14 protein-coding genes are annotated in these 17,033 nt (G+C 67.5%); 3 read left to right on the top strand and 11 right to left on the bottom strand.

Going from position 1 to position 17,033, the window contains the following annotated elements:
• Positions 1-3: 3 nt before the first annotated feature.
• Positions 4-816 carry an FAD-binding protein gene (locus ACGFIZ_RS26670; RefSeq protein WP_393423583.1) on the bottom strand — a complete coding sequence of 271 codons (813 nt, stop codon included), beginning with the start codon at positions 814-816 and terminating at the stop codon, positions 4-6.
• Positions 817-855: 39 nt separating this feature from the next.
• The gene (locus ACGFIZ_RS26665; RefSeq protein WP_393423581.1) at positions 856-1,350 is read right to left on the bottom strand and encodes a PhzA/PhzB family protein; all 495 of its coding nucleotides are present in this window, start codon (positions 1,348-1,350) and stop codon (positions 856-858) included.
• Between the two features lie 127 nt (positions 1,351-1,477).
• Between ACGFIZ_RS26665 and ACGFIZ_RS26660 the strand changes: the two genes are divergently transcribed.
• Positions 1,478-2,353: a PhzF family phenazine biosynthesis protein gene (locus tag ACGFIZ_RS26660; protein ID WP_393423579.1), complete on the top strand. Its 876-nt coding sequence runs from the start codon at positions 1,478-1,480 to the stop codon at positions 2,351-2,353.
• On the opposite strand, the gene ACGFIZ_RS26655 is transcribed toward ACGFIZ_RS26660, so the two are convergent.
• From ACGFIZ_RS26655 to ACGFIZ_RS26645, 3 genes are read right to left on the bottom strand one after another with little or no spacing between them, the layout of a single operon-like run.
• The gene (locus ACGFIZ_RS26655) at positions 2,344-3,288 is read right to left on the bottom strand and encodes an isopenicillin N synthase family dioxygenase (RefSeq protein WP_393423577.1); all 945 of its coding nucleotides are present in this window, start codon (positions 3,286-3,288) and stop codon (positions 2,344-2,346) included. The genes ACGFIZ_RS26660 and ACGFIZ_RS26655 overlap by 10 nt on opposite strands.
• On the bottom strand, positions 3,273-3,842 hold the full coding sequence (locus ACGFIZ_RS26650) for a nitroreductase family protein (protein WP_393423575.1): 570 nt from the start codon (positions 3,840-3,842) through the stop codon (positions 3,273-3,275). Before ACGFIZ_RS26650 ends, ACGFIZ_RS26655 begins: the two co-directional genes overlap by 16 nt.
• A 22-nt stretch (positions 3,843-3,864) precedes the next feature.
• Complete coding sequence (locus ACGFIZ_RS26645) at positions 3,865-4,602, bottom strand: UbiX family flavin prenyltransferase (RefSeq protein ID WP_393423573.1); 738 nt, start codon at positions 4,600-4,602, stop codon at positions 3,865-3,867.
• Positions 4,603-5,098: 496 nt separating this feature from the next.
• Here ACGFIZ_RS26645 and ACGFIZ_RS26640 point away from each other — a divergent pair, with 496 nt between their 5' ends.
• A complete protein-coding gene (locus tag ACGFIZ_RS26640) occupies positions 5,099-5,893 on the top strand; it encodes a thioesterase II family protein (RefSeq protein WP_393423571.1) in 795 nt (264 codons plus the stop codon).
• Here the strand turns inward: ACGFIZ_RS26640 and ACGFIZ_RS26635 are convergent.
• The 6 genes from ACGFIZ_RS26635 to ACGFIZ_RS26610 all read right to left on the bottom strand — a co-directional run bounded on the left by ACGFIZ_RS26635 (position 5,881) and on the right by ACGFIZ_RS26610 (position 14,330).
• On the bottom strand, positions 5,881-7,128 hold the full coding sequence (locus ACGFIZ_RS26635; protein ID WP_393423569.1) for a cytochrome P450: 1,248 nt from the start codon (positions 7,126-7,128) through the stop codon (positions 5,881-5,883). The genes ACGFIZ_RS26640 and ACGFIZ_RS26635 overlap by 13 nt on opposite strands.
• Positions 7,121-9,526, bottom strand: coding sequence for an SDR family NAD(P)-dependent oxidoreductase (locus tag ACGFIZ_RS26630; protein WP_393423567.1), 2,406 nt, complete (start codon positions 9,524-9,526; stop codon positions 7,121-7,123). Before ACGFIZ_RS26630 ends, ACGFIZ_RS26635 begins: the two co-directional genes overlap by 8 nt.
• 25 nt (positions 9,527-9,551) lie before the next feature.
• Complete coding sequence (locus ACGFIZ_RS26625) at positions 9,552-11,819, bottom strand: beta-ketoacyl synthase N-terminal-like domain-containing protein (protein WP_393423565.1); 2,268 nt, start codon at positions 11,817-11,819, stop codon at positions 9,552-9,554.
• 3 nt (positions 11,820-11,822) lie between these two features.
• Positions 11,823-12,083 carry an acyl carrier protein gene (locus tag ACGFIZ_RS26620; protein ID WP_393423563.1) on the bottom strand — a complete coding sequence of 87 codons (261 nt, stop codon included), beginning with the start codon at positions 12,081-12,083 and terminating at the stop codon, positions 11,823-11,825.
• A 2-nt stretch (positions 12,084-12,085) separates the two neighbouring features.
• The gene (locus ACGFIZ_RS26615) at positions 12,086-13,009 is read right to left on the bottom strand and encodes an ACP S-malonyltransferase (protein WP_393423561.1); all 924 of its coding nucleotides are present in this window, start codon (positions 13,007-13,009) and stop codon (positions 12,086-12,088) included.
• 328 nt (positions 13,010-13,337) lie between these two features.
• Entirely contained in the window at positions 13,338-14,330 is a 993-nt protein-coding gene (locus ACGFIZ_RS26610; RefSeq protein ID WP_393423559.1) for an acetylxylan esterase, read from the bottom strand.
• Between the two features lie 387 nt (positions 14,331-14,717).
• Here ACGFIZ_RS26610 and ACGFIZ_RS26605 point away from each other — a divergent pair, with 387 nt between their 5' ends.
• Positions 14,718-16,721 (top strand): hypothetical protein, encoded by a 2,004-nt coding sequence (locus tag ACGFIZ_RS26605; RefSeq protein ID WP_393423557.1) that lies wholly within the window; start codon positions 14,718-14,720, stop codon positions 16,719-16,721.
• The last annotated feature ends 312 nt before the right edge of the window (positions 16,722-17,033 follow it).

The raw sequence follows: 17,033 nt of genomic DNA, 5'->3' as shown, positions 1-17,033 counted from the left end.
CCCTCAGTCGGTCGCCGCGGCCCTACCGGCCAGCACGCCGAAGGTGAGCGCCTGGCCAAGTGTCGCGCCGGTGCCGGGATAGGCCAGCCCGAACGGACTGGCCGCCGCGTTGCCCGCCGCGTACAGACCGGGTATCACCGAACCGTCCGCGCGGGCCACGCGGCCGTGCGCGTCGGTGCGCGGTCCGCCCTTCGTGCCGCCGAGCCCGGCGTGCACCGGCACGGCGAAGTACGGCGGCTCGGTCAACGGCCGCAGGGTCACGTGCTCAGCATTGACGTCCCCGAGCGCGCGGTCGTACGCCCCGGTGCCGCGGCCGAACTCGAGATCCTCACCGGACCCGGCAGCCCGGTTGAACCGGGCGACCGTGTCGACAAGCACGTCGCGGGACACGCCGATACGGTCGGCGAGTTCGGGGACGATCTCCGCCCGCAGCAGCCACTCCGGCTCCGGATCGCCCGGCCGCACCGAGCCGATCGGGTAGCGCCCGCGCACCGAGGCGTCGAACACCAGCCACGACGGGTCGGCGTCGAAGCGGAAGTCCGACGCGGAGAAGGCGTGCATCGCCCGGCCGACATCGTTGTAGTTCTGCGCCTCGTTGGTGAACCGTCGCCCATGCCTGCCCACCATGATGACCCCGGGACGTGCCCGCTCGGCGAACAGCATCCGGTGCACCGGCTGCCCGTCGATCTCGTCGCCGGGGACCCGGATGGTAGGACACCACCATGCCTCGGACATGTTGCCCAACGCGGCGCCCGCCGCCATCGCCAGCCGGAGTCCGTCTCCGCGGGCGCCGGGAGCGCCGATCAGACCGCGCACCGGAGCGGTGCTGCTCGTGGACGGACACAGGTCACTGCCCTACTTGGGGATGCCGCCGCGTTTGACGACGGGAACCTCGATGCCCAACGCGCGCATCTGCTCGCACGGGTTCATGAACTCGCGGATCTCGGTGATCTGGCCGTCGGCCAGCTTGAAGGAGTGGATGAAGTGGTTGCGGTAGAAGCCGGGCGCATAATCCGGGAAGAGAATCTGCCCCTCGCCGTCGCACTCGACCCAGAAATGGTTCGGGTCCTGCGTCTCGAACACCTGGATGTTGAACCATTTCCAGTCCGGGAAGCAGTCCAGCGACCACGCCGCCATCTCGGCTAGTTTCTCCCGGCCCTGCACGGCGGCGGGCTCTCCGGTGTCGGTGGTCCACAGCCCACCGCGCGCGTCCTCGGCGAACAGCCGGTGCCGCTGCAACCGTGGCGGCCCTTCGGTCACCCGGAGATACTCCTCCACCACCGCCCTGTTCCGTTGCCGCAACGCCTGGTCGGCATCGAAGCCGCGCCCTGTGGGGAGATTTTCGGACATGTCTGGATCCTCGGATCTGCATGGGGGTCGGGGGCAGGGGAAATGATCCTGTACGGCGACTCTCGTGGCAAGGGCGCGCTGGAACCGGCGGACCAGCCCGCATATCGTCTTGAGCATGTACCGATATATGATCGTCGACGTCTTCACGGAGACCCCGCTGGCAGGCAATCCGGTCGCCGTCCTGCTCGACGCGACCGGGCTGACGACCGGCCAGATGCAGTCGATCGCTGTGGAGACCCACCTGTCGGAGACCACGTTCGTCCTTCCCCCGCAGGGTGCCGCCGATGTGCGGGTCCGCATCTTCACGCCGACCGGTGAACTGCCGTTCGCCGGGCACCCCACGCTGGGGACAGCTGTCGCACTGGCCCAGTCCACCGCACGCCGTACCCTGATCATGGAAACGATGGTCGGCGACGTGGAATTCACGTTCGACCGCACCGACGACCGGGCGGTGTCGGCCAGCATGCGCCAGCCCGTCCCGGTGTGGGAGCCCTACGAGCACGCGGCCACGCTGGCCGGGGGACTGGGGGCGTCGCCGGCGGAGCCAATCGTGTACGCCTACCGCAACGGGCCGAGGCACGTGCTGTTCCCGGTGCGAGACGTCGAGGAGTTGTCGCGACTGCAGCCCGATCTCCGGGTCCTCTCGACGCTGCCCGACATGAGCGCCTTCTGCTTCGCAGGCCACGGCGCCCATTGGCGTGCTCGGATGTTCTCCCCGGCCTACGGGGTGGCCGAGGACGCCGCGACCGGCTCGGCAGCCGGACCGCTCGCGGTACACCTGGCACGGCACGGCAGGATCGGCTACGGCAAGCAGATCGAGATCCGGCAGGGCGTCGAGATGGGACGCCCCTCGACGATGCTGGCGACCGCGTGGGGCCAGGGTGACAGGTTCGAGGCGGTGGAGGTGGCCGGAGCGGCCGTGATCGTCGGGCGTGGCGAGTTTCTGATCGAGGGAGCGGCGAGGTCGGAACCAGCTACAGTGCAGCCGTCGCTCTATCGGTAAAGGTCGAGCATCGACTTCAGATAGTCGCCTACGGTGATCACCGTTCGGGAACTCTCCGGCCGCTGCCCGTCACTTTTACCGCATAGCGGATCCAGCGGTGTTTCGGGATTAGGGTTGAAGAAGTATACAAGTGACTGGCGGCGTGCCGCTCCCGCCGGATTACAGACCCTGTGCTGGGCAGCGGTCCACCGCCCGCCAACCCAGTCCGCGAGCATCCGACCTGCGTTGACCAGGAATGTGTACGGTCGCGTCGGCACTTGATGCCATTGGCCTGAGATGTCTTGGACTTCCAGCCCGTCGCCCGTAGCTGACAGGATCGTGACGCAGTTGCGGTCGCGGTGCTCGCCGAATCGCATTTGATCAGGCCTCGCGTCAACCGTCGGCGGATAATTGATTGACGCCAGCCAGCTGAGCTGGCGGTCAGATCGATTCCGCAGCGAGTCGGCCGGCAGGCCCAATGCGACCGAGATGATGTCGGTCAACTTGAGTGCGAGCGAAGCCATGGACTCGTAGTAGGTGACCAGAGCCGGACGGAGTTCTGGGACACCCGCCGGCCAAATATTCGTCGACGCGACGGACGCAGAGCTGGGCAGGCCGTGTGAAGAATCAGGACCCAGCGAGAACGTCTCTTTCATGTCCGTCGACGACTGCGCGTTTCGTGTCGAGGCACGAAGGGTACCCAGTCCCCGGTAGCCCAAGAAGCCGTCGGATGGAGTGCTGAGCATCTTTTCTTGCGCCGGCTGGTCGAAGAACTTCCGCGAGGCAGCGAAAGCATCGTCAATAACCGACGTTGATACGCCATGCCCGACCAGACTGAAGAACCCGTACTGGCGAAATGCGTATTCGAGCTTCTCGGCAACCTCACCGGTGGGCCGTTCGAGTGAATCGAGCTCGTGAATGTCGATCGTCGGTACGGTGGTCAGAACCCGATCCATGTCAACCTTCCCGGCGTTCGCTGCGCGGCACTGGGCTGTTCATCCGGATAACCCAATGGCGTGATGCAGGCGATCCTCTGATCCGTGCCGACGCCGAGCAGTGTGTTGATCTCTGCCTCGCGGATCCTCATGATGCTTGTCCACACTGTTCCGAGTCCTGCGGCATGAGCTGCGAGAAATAGGTTCTGCACAGAAAGTGCGGCTCCTATGTCGTCAAAATCGCCGTCGGGCAGGAGGCCGGCATACACCACCACGAGAACCGGGGCGTTCCCGTACGTACGATAGAACTCCATAAGTACGTCGACCTCATCTGGCCTGTCCGGAAGCGCCTCCTCCAGGACAGTACGAACCTCAGGAAGCGCATCGACGCAGAGGTCCTGCAACCTACGCCGCTGCTCTCCCTGAACGATGACGAAGCGCGACTTTTGGAGACCCCAGCCGGAGGGGCCCATCAGCGCCAAGTTGAATACGCGTTCAAGCGTGTCACGCGAAACATCATCTCGACGGTACCGCCGAATGCTTCGCCGCGTCGCCAAGGCTTCTTCCAGTTCCACCGGCACACCCTTCCCTTACCTGTTATTTGAGTTTTTCAGCGCCGTTCACATGACCGAGGCTGTCAACGAGCGCCAAATCGTCCGACTCGACGGTGGCACGTGGCCGGGAAGGGTTGGAGTGCAGGCGCCGGGTGACCCCCCACCGGACGGTCAGGTCGTTGTCGATCCGGAGCTGATCCAGGACCCGGGCCACGATGTGGCGGATGAAATCATCGATGGTTTCGGGGTGGTTGTAGAACGCCGGCATCGGCGGCACGATCGACACACCCATCTCACTCAACGTGAGTAGGTTACGCAGATGGATCGTGTTCAGCGGGGTCTCCCGCGGCACCACGACCAGCTTGCGCTGCTCCTTGAGCGTCACATCCGCGGCCCGCACGATGAGTTTGTCCGCGATTCCGTGCGCGAGGGCGGCGAGAGTGTTCATCGAACACGGGATGATCACCATACCGTCGACGGGGAACGACCCGCTCGACACCGCTGCCGCTTGATTGCCGTACTGGTAGTAGGTGTCTGCCAGGTCGCGGACCTCCGCGACCGTGTAGTCGGTCTCGATCCGGATCGTCCGTTCAGCCCAGTCGCTGAGCACCAGATGCGTCTCCACGTCCAACGCCCGTAACGCTTCCAGCAGCCGGATACCCAGGATCGAACCGGTCGCGCCCGTGATCCCGACTACGAGCCGTCGGCGCCGGTGACCGCCGGTTCCGCCCCCGCCGTCGTGGCAGCCGGAAACTCCGGTGATGAGTTCATCGTTAACCATTGGCCCGCTCCTCCTAACACGCCGTGAGCGTGTTAGCGCCCATCAGTAACCAGATCGGTGATATGGCGGCCGAATTCGGCCGTCATCTCCTGACGCCGCGCCTCCGTGTTGCCGTCGGCGAGTGCGAGGGCATCACTCCACACATGGAAGCGAGCCGTGTCATGCGTTGCCAAACGAAGGCTACGCTTCGCCGGTTGAAGTGGGAATATGTCGTGCGCCCCAATTTCTGGAATTGGCACAGGGGTAGGGAACTGCCGCGCAGTTGAGCCTCTTTGAGTAACGATTTAAGGACTTGGAGTAGCCCGCGCGCCGACCAGATGCGGTGCAGGGCTTCGGCAACGCCACGAGGGCGCCCAGCTTGATGTGGTTGGCGTAGACGCGCCCTGGCTGGCGGTAGCAGGGCGGGCATGACCGCACCCGTCAGGCGGGGCTACCGACCGTGCGCTCGCCAGAGCGCACTGAGAGGTAATGGCTCACGCCGTCAACGTCAACCACAATGGGCATTGCGACTACGGAGGTTTGCATGAACAGGGACGACAGTCGGTGGCTTCGGAGCTACTGCCCCGCTCCACACCTGGCGAGTCAGTTGGTCTGCTTTCCACACGCCGGTGGGTCGGCGAGTTTCTTTCTGCCGATGTCCCGCGCCCTCAGTGACGACGTCCAAGTGCTCGCGGTCCAGTACCCCGGTCGGGGAGACCGCCGCAGCGAGCCGTGTGTCCACACGATCGAGGCACTCGCCGACGCGGTGGCCGACGAACTGGCTCGGCGCCTGGACCGGCCCATCGCACTGTTCGGCCACAGTATGGGTGGATTGGTCGCCTTCGAGGTCGCACGACGCCTGGAGGTGCGTGGCCGCACCCCACTGGCGCTTTTCGTCTCCGGGTGTCGCGCGCCGTCGCGCCGTCGCGGACAAGTCGTACGGCTGCGCGACGGCGAGGACGTCCGCGCCGAACTGGAGCGGCTGGGCGGCACGGACCCGCGGCTCCTCGACAACAGGCAGGCACTCCGCGCGGCCCTACCGGCGATGCGCAACGACTACGAGGCGATCGACGCCTATCGGCTCTCGTCCTACGCCGCGCCGTTGAGCATCCCGATCCACGCCTACATCGGTGACAGCGACCCGGAGGTCCTACCGGACGAGGCCGTTGCGTGGCGGCGGCACACCACGGGCTCCTTCGACCTGCGTACGTACCCGGGCGGCCACTTCTACCTGGGCTCGCCCGAGGTTGATCTGGCCTCCGCGATCCGCACCGCCATGGTCGCCAGCCCTGCCACCGGCTACCGAGCCTGAGGGCGTAGTCGATCCGCCGCGGGCGCCCTGGACACCTGGACCTCAAGCCTGCTGAATCTGCGGACCACCGTGCGCTTTTGCCGCTGCGGCGCGCTGACCGTGGCCAGCGCCTCGACTCTCCGGGCGAGTTGACCGAAGGCGATCTCGGCTGTGACCAAGGCCAGTTCGGCTCCGGCGCAGCGATGTGTCCCCAGGCCGAAGGACAAGACGTCCCTGGGGTCTGCACCTGGCGCGATGAACCGGTCCGCGACGAAATCGCTCGGATTCGAGAATCGCCGGGAGTCCCGGCCAAGTGCGCCCAAGCACACGAGGACCAGGCTGTCGCGGGCGATGGGCAGCCCGCCCAGCTCGGTATCCTCGGCCGCGACCCTGGCGCCGTACTGAATCGGCGGGTCGTAACGAAGGGTCTCGAGCACGAACGACCTCAGCAAGGCATCGTCCGTACGCAACTGGCGTAGCAGATCATTGTCCTGGGCGAGCTGGAGCATTCCGCTGCCGAGAAGAGAGCCCGTGGTCACCGTACCCGCGCTGAGCACGAACACCAGGTTGCTGATGATGTCCTGCTCGTCGAAGGAACCATCCTGGGCAAGCAGTCCGGCCAGGCCGGCGTCCCCAGCCGCGCTCGCCGAGCAGTTCTTCCTGACGTACGAGATCAGGTGGGACGCAGCTTCATCAGCACCCTGGAGCCTCTTGTCGGGTGGATGCAGCTCGTTGCGTTCCAGGAACATGTCGAGCCATGCCATCAACTGCGTCACGTCGTCGTGTGGGATGCCGAGCAGCTCACCCATCACGGAGTTCGGGATGACGGTGAAAGAGCGTGTCGCGTCGACGCTGCCGTCACCGGCGACAAGCGTGTCGATGTGTGCGGCAACGTGACGTTCGATCATCGGGCGCATCAGCTTGACTCGTCTGGGGTTGAAGAACCGCGACACCAGACGACGAGCGGGCTGATTCTCCGGCGGGTTGAGAAACAGCAGGCTGTGGTAGAGGAGCATGGTCGATGGGTGCTCCTGCCAGCCCGGCCAGGAGCGATCGGCGTAGCGGGGGTCGGGCACCGGGAACAGCTGGGAGTTCAACAGAACGTCGACGCTCTCCTGAAATCCCATGACTAGCGCGCGATTTTTTCCGATTGGCAGGACGGGAGCCCGCTCCATCAGATCACTGTAGAAGGGATAGGGATTCGCGCGCCCTTCGGGGCTGAACAGGCGCAGCAGGACGTCCTGAGGGCTATTCATGACCCATGCCAATTCGGACTCGTCCGCTGACCGCGAGGCCCCCCATCGCAAGGAGCGGCTCGCCGTTTTCTGACCCGAAGGCAACGCCTTCGGCAGTCCCGTCCGAGTGGTCGACGTGCAGTTGAACGCCATACGTCGCTTTCGACAACGTGAGGTCGTTGTCCGTGGTGTGCAGTCTCAGTTCTTCGATTGAATGGGGTGTCGCGTACCGGTTCGGGGTTCCGGTGGTACAGGCCGTCTGCAACAGGGCGTCCACCAGCAGCCACGGAATTCGGTGTCGAGAGAAGAACTGGTCGTCGTTCCCCTCGGAAAGGCGTGGCTCCCACCGGGCCGAGGTCAGCCGCGCGCCGAGTCGCACGTCTCGGACGTGGTCGAAGATCCCGGACATCGACATCGTCGCGGATGCCCGCTTCGTGATCGCCGCGACCCGCAGGGTGTCGCGCTGATCGGGCGTGGCGACGCCACCGATCGGGATCAGGACGTCGAAGTGCTGGACGCGCCGGTCGTGGTTCCCGCCGGGAACCCGCGAGTGGATACCGACCCGGACGACACCGCAGTCGAACCCGGCCGGGGTGTACGAAGCGGTGAGCAAGTACCTGACGACCTGCGGTTCTACTGCGATCGGAGCTTGGAAGCGGATGTTTCGGAAGGTGTTCACGGGCGCCGCGCCGGCGAGGTAACCGGCCGCCTCCGCCGCGAGTTCCAGTGCCAGTGCTCCGGGCACGAGCGCCCGTGACTCCCGGATGTGCCCGTAGAGGTGCACGTACGGAGCAAGGTCGAGTTCCCAGACGAGTTCCCCGCCGTCCACCCACGACGGAGTTCCGAGATAGGGACTCCGGTGGGTAGCGTCCACCAGCGCGGGGAACCGCGTACGCAACGTGTGCAGTTCCGCGTTGCCCAACGGCGTGGTCACCGACCGTCGTCCCGACCGAGGAGCCTCCACCTCGGCGTTGAACAGGCGTTGTCCTTCGGCGTCGCCGAGCAGGCCGAGTTGCCCCGTCCGCGCCGTGTACTCGGTGAAGCCGGTCCGCGGCCCGAGACCTGACTCACCCCACAGGCTCCAGCAGATGGAGTACTCGGCAGCCCCCGAATGTGCGGCCTCGTATCGGGCTGCGGAGTTCAAAAAATCATTGGCCGGGCCGTAGTCACTTTCTCCGGCCAGGCCGAAGGCTCCCGCGACGGAGCTGAAGTTGCACCACAGGCCAGGTGCGAGATCGCCGAAAGCCGCCTTGAGGTTGTGGTACCCGGCTACTTTCGTGTCCCGCACCTTCCGGAAGGTCGTCAGGTCCTTGGCCGCCAACCGGCGCGCGCCGCTGATTCCAGCACCATTGACGACCATGTCGAGGCGGGGTGTCGTGCCGCGGATCGTTGCCGCGACACGGCGAACAGCGGTCTCGTCTGTGACGTCACAACCCAAATAGCGAACCCGTGCAGCACCGAACCGCTGCCGCAGGACGTCGAGGTGCGACAGAGACTCGCGAGACTTACGACATCGGTCGTAGAAGCTCCGCACCTGGGCCATATGGACCTCGGGATCCGCTGCCCGGCGTTTCCGCGCATACTCTGCGCTGGTGGTCTCACCTATCTCGCGAGACTGCGCCGCCATCGTCTCCGGGTCGGTGCTGCCGAGTAGCCAGAGCATCGAAGGCCGCGTGCGCAGGCCTTCGATGCATCGAGCGGTGATGCCGCGCGCCCCTCCCACCGCGAGGACGACCGGGCCTTCGCTCGTCGACCACGAAGGAGCGCCGTCGTGTGCGCCGACGGTGGCTGGGTTGTCTGGCAGCAGCCGTTCTTCCAGACGCGTGGCAGACGTCGACTGCCCGCGGTAGTAGGCCACCGGCAGGCCCCGGACGCACGCGGACTCGCGACGCAGCTGCGCCAGTGCGGTTGGCAGGGTGGCTGCGTCAGTCACCACGGCATGCGCGTGAGTATGCGGCAACTCCCAGGCGATGGCCTTGATCAGGCCGGTGAGCAGCGCCCCGTGCGGATGGGGTGTCCCGCCCTCGATGGGGTCCAGGACGAGAACGGCCAGGGAGGAATCCGGCGGGTCCGATTGGGCCAACCGTTTGGCCGCCAGGAAGGCCGCTTCCTGCAGGGCGAGCAGGCGCGGCTGGGGCGCCGCCGGCCACCTGGCCGAGTGCAGGGAGGTGATGACGCGGACATGACTCGGGACTCTTTCCCCGACGGTCATGAGCTTGACGATCGCGTCCTCGTCCCAGCAGGTCGCGTCTGGTGGGACGACCACGGTCACGATGCTCGGCTCGGCCGAGTTGGAGAGCTGGTCCGCGATGTCCCGATCATCGGTGAGCACGAGCGCGCCGGGTGGCAGCGATTCCCGTTCCGCGAACCCCGGCACCGCCGGGCAGGGATCGAGCTGGAGCGAGTACAACTGTGTCATCGCGAGCCTCCTGAGTTCGGTCGCCTCACGACGGCGGAAGTACGTCGATCGTGGGCCCTGCCGTGCTCGAGAAGCGTTGGGGCAGCTTGCCTTCGAAGATGGAACGCAGCACACCGACGAATCCGTCCCCGGCCAGATAGCTCGGTTTCCCCCTCCAGTCTGTCGCACCGGGATCCGCGCGAAGTTCGGTGCGCACTCGCGCGAGCACCTGCCAGCCCCGTGCCTGGGCCGTCTCGGGGCGCGCGAGTGCGACCGCATAGGCACCTTCGGCGACCTCCTGCGGGGAGAGCCCGAGCGATTGCGCGTTCTGCTCCAGTGGGCCGGCGCTCCACGCCATCACAAGGGCGAGGTCGATGTCCCCGCGTCGCAGGTAGCAGCTTGCCGCGTGCAACGCCGCCAGGCCGGAAGCCGGGCCGGTGTCGACCATCATCGTGGGACCGTGCAGGTCTCGACGGTTCGCCACCCAGCCGAGCGCGGTGGACGACATACGCCCCACCAGGCTGTAGGGACCGACCGGGTTCGTGCTCGATCGATGTTCCCGCAGGTAGTCTGCCGCCGCCCGGGCATCCGCTCCGTCCAGCGATCGGGCGATGCCGCTGCCCAGACACCGTAGCGTGGAGTCGACCGCCGACTGGGCGAGACCGTGATGCGCGCCGAAGATGCCGGTGCGTTCTTCCAGTCCGTCCCAGAGCAGACCCCGGTCGGGCTCCGCTGCCCCGAGGCGGTTCACGAGTTCGACCACCAGCAGTTGGCTCATGTCCAACTGAGCCGCCACCTTGGGGGGTATCAGTGACTTCTCGAATGGCGGGACCGGGTAGGGACGCTCGAAGCGGAGCGCCTCGGCGCCCGCTTCTCCCCTGGACATCCGCGCGGCGACGACGTCGTCGTCCGGCCGTCCTGGTAGAAGGGCGCTCCAGCGGACGAGAACCAGCTCGTCACACAGCGACGGTGGCGATGACCGTACCTTGTGCTCATCCGCGTCGGGGGAGATCAGGAGCTGATAGCCGTTGATACCCCCCAGTCCGCAGGCGAAGACACCGACGAACGGCGGCTGCCCGTCCGTCATCGACTCTTCGAGTCCCACCGACGCCGCCGGGATCCGCACCGCGAGCGAGCGAGCGTAGTCGGGCAACGTCGTGTGATTGGGCTGCCGGGGAATGGCGGACCGGTGTAACCCGAGTGCTGCCTGGATGAGGGAAACGGCCCCACATGCCATTCCGGTGTGGCCGAGCATCGGCTTGTTGCCGGTCACCCAGGGATTGCCGCCGGGATGCGCGGCGGCGATGGAACGCAACTCGGTGGCATCGCCCACGTGGGTGGCCGTGCCGTGTCCCAATACCCACGCCACCTGGCCACCCGGCACGTCGTTGACGCTTCTCGCCCGGATCATCGCCCGGACCTGGCCCTCCTGGCTGGGCGCGAAGATCGCCTTGCTCTTTCCGTCCGAGGCAGCACCGAACCCGGCGAGAACCGCGAGCACGGTGTCGTGGTCGCGGAGCGCGTCGCTGAGGCGTTTGAGCGTGACGAGCGCGGCGCCCTCCGAGAAGACGGTGCCGTCCGCCGCCGAGTCGAACGCTCGTACCTCGCCTGACGGGGACAGCGTTCCCATCTCCGAGAAATAGATCTGTCGTAGCGGTCCGTGCGAGCTCACCCCGCCGCAGAAGGCCACGTCCACCGCACCGTCGAGCAGGTGCTTGACCCCGAGGTCCACGGAGTACAGCGAGGACGGACAGATGTTGTCGACGATCAGGATCGGGGTGTCCTGCGGCAGGAGACCTTCGATCGCTCTCCGGGCTTGCGCATGCGGGAGGAACTCACCATGACGCGAACCGGCGCACGGGTCGGCCTGCGCCAACTGGTGCCGGATTCGTTCGCCGGCCCGGGCGTCGTCCGGGCCCGGCAGGTGTCTCGCCGCGCCGGCGGCGAGCATGTCGGCGGTGAGCGCCATGTCGATCTCGTAGCTGGTGTCGGTGGACGCGGCGAGAAAGAGCCCGGGCCGCGTCGCATGCCCGGATGTCGCCGCCAGGCACTGCCGCAGGGCACGGCGTAGCCAGGAAGCCTGCAGATCCCCGTCCGCCTGCGCGGCGGGCTCGCGTACCTCACCGAAGCGGAGGTCGGGCACCCGGCCGGTCTCGTCCTCGGCCGCCGCGGCCAACGCCTCATGCCCGCGGAACCTGTCAGGCCTTCCGAACGGGAGTGGCCCGTCCTGCGCCCGTTGCCAGAGATCCTCGATTCCCTCACACCCGGGGATCACCACGCCTGCCGCGACCAGGCAGACCTGCTCGGCAGGCACTGCTTACGCCTCGGTCGTGGGGCCGGAGCGTCGCAGCAGATCGGCCACCGAACGAAGGGTGAGCGTCGCGGGAGACTCGGAATCTCCTGTGTCTACTGCCCACAACTCCCCGGCGCGCGCGAGCACGATCCGGTGCTGCAGGGAGTCCAGACCGAGTTCCGCTTCCAGGTCCACATCTGGCGTCACCACTTCTTCGGGGAGTTCCAGGACGGTGGCGTACATCTTCTGCAGGCCCTGCAGGAGGGCGTCGTTCTCGGGCAGCATGGCTACTCCTTACGGTATTGCTGGATATTGGCATCGGTCGGGCGTGTTCTGAACGGAGTCAGCACGCAGGTGTCGCCGCCTGTGGTTTCGACGACGAACCGGGAGAGGCTGTCCCTGAGGCCGCATTCGACAAACCGGTCGACCCCTGCCTCACGGAGTTCCGTCACCGCCCGCGGGAAGTTCAGCGGGCGCACCAACTGTGCACCGATCACCGCGAGCAGGTCGTCGTCCGGCGCAAGCCTTCGCCCAAGTATCGTCGAATACACGGCCGTCCGCAGGGCCTGCGGTTGGATTCCGCGCACTGATTCCAGATAGTGTTGCAAGGCGGAATTGAGACAGGGATGATGCTGTGGATACGGGCCAGTGCGCAGCCTCGTCGCCAATATGCCGCGGGAATCGGCGATACGCAGCAATCGCCGCATTTGCTCGGCCGGCCCGGAAAGAATCACCTGTGTCGGGCTGTTTGTCGCGGCGACCACGACATCCTTTCCCTGCCGAGCAAATTCCTCCGCTTCGTCCGGGGCGACCATGAACGCCGCAGTCGCCGCGGTCGGCTGCGCGTAGGACTCGAGAGAGCGAGCCCGCTCGCACAGCAGGCGCGCCCCGTCCTCGACGGTGAGCCCCCCTGCGGCGACCAGGGAGGTTATCTCTCCAAGGCTGTGTCCGACGACTATGTCGGCCTGGAGCCCGAGCTCCTCTTCAAGAATTCGCCAGCAACAGAGCTGGAGATGATAGGTCCGCAACTCACTCAACGGATCCCACGAATTCAGATCCGACTCTGAGAGTACCGACGGCCAGCCATGAGCGGCACTGACAGGATCGATCCGCTCGGCGACTTGCGTGGCGATACGCCGTCCCGGCGAGTAGTGCGCGAAGGGAGCCGAGAAATAGGATCCCGCGCCAGGAAACATGAAAGCAGTGACCATGAACCTCTCGCTCAAATCCGGCCGGGATCGGGGTTTCCCTGGCTGCCGAACAGGAAAATCTGTGCGACGCTCGACTATGCCGCGCCGGGGTGCACCGTGTGTAGCACCTGTCGCATTGGTGCGCACAATTGATGGGCGGCACCAAGGTGCCCGGTCATGACCGTCAGCCCTCAGCGGGGCCAGGGAGAGCAGCGACGTTGGCCTGAAGATACCCCCTGGGTCGGCCAACGGGGAAGATCCTTTCCGCCTCCTGACGCCTCGCAGAGCCCGCTGCCTGATTCTCGAACACGGTCCGCTTCCGAGCCGATACTCGCCGACGCGTTCGGTCTTACACGGCGGAGTTTCCTCCGGCGGCCAGGACCTCGGCGAAGAACCGCAACCGGACCTCGTCCTGCACCGACCCGCCGCCTTCGTGTCCGTTGAAGGGATACATTTCCATCCGGCGCGGGCCGGCATAGTGGTGGTAGGCGCCGAAGATCGTCGACGGCGGGCAGCTGGCGTCCATCAGCGCCACGCTGAACAGTGCTGGGCAGCGCCCCCGGGTGGCGAAGTTGACCCCGTCGACATAGCTCAACGTGTCGAAGACCCGCTCCACATTGCCCCGGTGGACCTTCAGGTAGTTGACGATCTCCCGGTAGGGGCCGGCCGTGGCCAGTTCGGCGCCGCGCCGGAAGTCACAGAGGAACGGCACGTCGGGCGCGACCGCGCGCAGCCGGGGGTCGAGGGCCGCGACCGCCAGCGACAGCCCGCCGCCCTGGCTGATCCCGGTGGCCACCACCTGGTCCGGGTCGACCAGCGGATGCGCCCGGGCCGCCTGCACGGCGCGCACCGCGTCGGTGACCACCCGCCGGTAGTAGAGGGTTCGGGGGTCGAGCACGCCCCGGGTGACGAAGCCGGGATGCTGCGGGTTGCCGCCGGCCGGCTCGTGGTCGGGGGTCACTCCGGCGCTCCACCCGCTGCCCTGGCCGCGTACGTCCATGAACAGGTGGGCGTAGCCCGAGGCGGCGTACAGGAGGTTCTCGTGCGGCAGGCCCCGGCCGCCGCCGTAGCCGGGAAACTCCACCACGCACGGCAGCGGCTCCTCCACACCGGCCGGGACGGCGAGCCACGCCTTGACCCGGTCGCCGCCGAAGCCGCTGAACGTCACGTCGTGGACGGTGATCGCCCGCAGCGGCGAGTCGACCGGCTCGAAGGTGACGTCCAGCTCGCGCCGGGCCGCGTCGGCCAGGGTGTCGGCCCAGAACTCGTCGAAGTCGGCGGCCTCGCGGCGCACCGGCCGGTATCCGGCGAGTTCGGCCAACGGCAGGTCGGTCAGCGGCATGGCGTACCCCATTTCGTCTGGTCGCGTCGGCCGACCCCAGCCAGTCATGGGCCACACTCGGTGTCGACTGATGTTACGCATGGGCAGGCGGGTGGCGGCCGGATGTCATCCTTGGCTGCGACGAGCAGCCAGGTCAAGGGCCCGAGCGCCTGATCCGGCGACCCGAAAGTGCGCCGATAATCCGTATTAGCTTCTTGACTCGAAGGATCGCCCGGGACCACACTCAGCACTCGGAGCGGCCAGACACCTGCCGCACCTCCGTCACTGATGATCCCGGGTGGCCGTGCCCGACGCCGCCTTGCCACGGGCTCCGGTCGGTCCGCCGCGCCACGTCCGAGTCGCCGGTTCCGCTCCGACCCGCCTGCCCGTCCCGACAGGAGGACCACCATGGCCATCAACCCGATCCCGACCAGGTTCAGACGCCGAGCGTTGCTGGCCGCCGCAGCGGGCGGAGCAGCGCTGCTCGCCGTACCGCTCCGGGCGCTCGCCGAGACGTCGGACGCCACCGGGACGCCGGAGACCGCTGGGACGCCGGAGACCGCTGAAACGTCGGAGGCCACCGGGACGTCGGAGGCCACCGCGTCGGGTCTGCCGCTGCTGGCCCCACTGCCGCCCGGAGCACCGGACCGGACCCTGTTCGCCCCGCTGGAACAGCGGTTCGCCGGCTACCTGGCGATCCTTCCGGCGATGACCAACGACATCGCCGACACGACCAACCCCGGGTTCATGGGCGGCGGCTGGTGGCGCTCCCCGAACGCGCCGTACAACGCCCGGGTGCAGGAGCACGTCTACACGTTGAGCTGGTTCCACGCCAACCAGCGGCCGTGGAATCCGTACGCCGGAAACGCGGCGCTGGCCGGACGGCTCGACGCGGCGCTCGGGCACTACCTCGGGCTCCAGCACGACGACGGATCCTGGCCGGAGTACAGCCGCAACGAGCACTCGCTGCCCGCCACCGGCTTCGGCCTCGGTTACCTGGCCAAGACCCTGGCCAACCTGCGGCAGTCGGATGCGTTGCCGCAGCGGCGGACAGAGATCGAGCGGGCCCTGCGCGCCGGGATGAGTTGGCTGCTGGATCCGGCCAACGGCATCTGGCGTACCCCGGTCCAGTGGACCAACCAGGTCGCCGCCGGCCTCGCCGGCGCGACCCTGGCGCTGCGGCTCCAACCGGACGCCGCGCTGGCCGCCCGGCTCACCGAGCGGATCGACTTCCTGGCCGAGCACGGACAGAGCCCGGCCGGCTTCTTCTACGACCCGACCGGCATGGACATCAACTACAACTTCGAGGTGATGCTGCCGGAGCTGGCGGAGATCTACCTGCTCAACGGTAACCGGGCCGTGCTGGGGATGGCCCGCCGGTTCACCGAGTGGTTCGGCTACAACCTGCTCCGCGAGCCGGACGGCTCGGGCTGGCTCACCTACTACGCCATGTCCGCCCGGACCAGCGTCGCCTACTACGACAACGTGATCCCCGACCCGGACCGCACCAACCTCAACTCGGCCTTCGTCCCCGACCTGCCACAGCTCGGCGCGTTCCTCACGTCCAGGGAGGACCGGGCCGCCGCCCGCGCCGCCTGGGCCGCCGAGCCGGGTCCCGCCCCCGGATTGGCCAAGCAGGACACCTCGCCCCGGATCATCGCGCACGCGCCGTACCCGGAGACGCTGCCGAGCAACGCCGAGAAGAAGCGGGCCATCGCGGCGCTGCCCTACCTGCGGCTGCCGGAGTTCGCCCAGGTGCGCCGGGACACCGCGGTCAAGCAGGACTACCTCTACGTCAGGCGGCCGGGGCTCTACTTCGGGGCGTTCTTCGGCACCCGGCCGACCAGCACGGTCCGCAGCGGACCGGGTTTCCTCTGGCACCCGGCGGCCGGCACCATCGTGCACGCCCAGCAGAGCGACACCGGCTGCTGGTCGACGCTGCTGCCCAACGGCAACCCGGACGGCCGGAGCAACCTGGTCGCCGAGTACCAGATCGGTGACCGGGAGTGGAACGGGAAGTTCCTCTCCCCCGGCGACGCGCCGGTGCGGGTGCACTACGGTCTGCCGGACTCGCGGATCACCACCGAGCTGACCATCACCCGGGACAGCGTGATCCGCTCGGTGCGGGCCACCTCGACGGCGACCGAGCAGATCCCACTGGTGCTGCAACCGCAGGACGTCGTGACGTTCGCCGACGGCACCCCGGTCGCCTACGGCGCCGACGCGGCTGCCCGCACCGACGGCCTGACCGTCCGTCGCGGCGGCACCGTCATCACGATCAGCTGGGACAGCGTACGGCCGGCCACCGTGACCAGCACGTCCCGGACCTACCTGCGCGACGCCCGGCGACGGGTGCACACGCTGCGGGTGCCGCACGACGGCCGGATCGAGGTACGCATCACCCTGTCCTGACCGTACGCTCCGGTATCGACCGACTGCCGGACCGGTTGTCGACCGGTCCGGCGGTCAGCTGGTGGAGACATCGCGGCCGTTGGTCCCGAAGCGGCTGAGCTGCCGGTTCGACAGGGATGAGCCAGCCCGGGCAACACCGCGACCGCAGGCGCTCGTGTTCGCGGGCGGTGAGCATGCCGCGGCCGGCGCGTCGGCCCTGGCCGACGCCGGTCTCGCCCGAATGACGGCGGCAAGCCGGTAGGTCCGAGCCGTTCGTCGCCGCGTGGCGCGCCGAGGGCGCAGGCCGTGTCGTCGCCGGCGTCGCCGAGGTGG

This window comes from Micromonospora sp. NPDC048830 (assembly GCF_043198215.1).
Classification (GTDB): Bacteria; Actinomycetota; Actinomycetes; order Mycobacteriales; family Micromonosporaceae; genus Micromonospora.
Note: the sequence above shows the minus strand (reverse complement) of the source record. Positions and strands in the feature narration are given on the sequence as shown.

Coding starts and splice junctions, on each gene's coding strand:
- ACGFIZ_RS26665 (WP_393423581.1), bottom strand. CDS start 1,350: ATGTCCGAAAATCTCCCCACAGGGCGCGGCTTCGATGCCGACCAGGCG.
- ACGFIZ_RS26660 (WP_393423579.1), top strand. CDS start 1,478: ATGATCGTCGACGTCTTCACGGAGACCCCGCTGGCAGGCAATCCGGTC.
- ACGFIZ_RS26655 (WP_393423577.1), bottom strand. CDS start 3,288: ATGGATCGGGTTCTGACCACCGTACCGACGATCGACATTCACGAGCTC.
- ACGFIZ_RS26645 (WP_393423573.1), bottom strand. CDS start 4,602: ATGGTTAACGATGAACTCATCACCGGAGTTTCCGGCTGCCACGACGGC.
- ACGFIZ_RS26640 (WP_393423571.1), top strand. CDS start 5,099: ATGGGCATTGCGACTACGGAGGTTTGCATGAACAGGGACGACAGTCGG.
- ACGFIZ_RS26635 (WP_393423569.1), bottom strand. CDS start 7,128: ATGAATAGCCCTCAGGACGTCCTGCTGCGCCTGTTCAGCCCCGAAGGG.
- ACGFIZ_RS26630 (WP_393423567.1), bottom strand. CDS start 9,526: ATGACACAGTTGTACTCGCTCCAGCTCGATCCCTGCCCGGCGGTGCCG.
- ACGFIZ_RS26620 (WP_393423563.1), bottom strand. CDS start 12,083: ATGCTGCCCGAGAACGACGCCCTCCTGCAGGGCCTGCAGAAGATGTAC.
- ACGFIZ_RS26615 (WP_393423561.1), bottom strand. CDS start 13,009: ATGGTCACTGCTTTCATGTTTCCTGGCGCGGGATCCTATTTCTCGGCT.
- ACGFIZ_RS26610 (WP_393423559.1), bottom strand. CDS start 14,330: ATGCCGCTGACCGACCTGCCGTTGGCCGAACTCGCCGGATACCGGCCG.
- ACGFIZ_RS26605 (WP_393423557.1), top strand. CDS start 14,718: ATGGCCATCAACCCGATCCCGACCAGGTTCAGACGCCGAGCGTTGCTG.